Here is a 259-nt window from a genome sequence, read left to right as displayed (position 1 = left end):
CCTACAACCTCCCCGACCATTTCAACCCCACGCCTTTTAAGCCGCCATTTTGGCTTTCTAACCCGCATCTGCAAAGTATCTTGCCCAAGTTTTTTGCACCAGCAGCACCGACGTATCGTCGGATGGTGATGCAAGACTCTCTAGGTGAGACTGATATTGCTTATGACTTTTATGATGCGCACCCTATAAAAGCAATCGAAAATGATGAGCGTGAACAAACACCTTTAATCGTCTTGTTTCATGGTATGGAAGGCAGTAG

Annotated in this window: 1 pseudogene; it reads left to right on the top strand. The window is 45.9% G+C overall.

What is annotated here, in order from left to right:
- Positions 1-259 (top strand): annotated as a pseudogene (locus AAEY88_RS14310) (alpha/beta hydrolase); the annotation flags it as partial.

This window comes from Psychrobacter sp. CAL346-MNA-CIBAN-0220 (genome assembly GCF_040309805.1).
Classification (GTDB): domain Bacteria; phylum Pseudomonadota; class Gammaproteobacteria; order Pseudomonadales; family Moraxellaceae; genus Psychrobacter.
The sequence above is the reverse complement of the archived record's forward strand: the minus strand, read 5'-3'. Positions and strand labels throughout refer to the sequence as shown.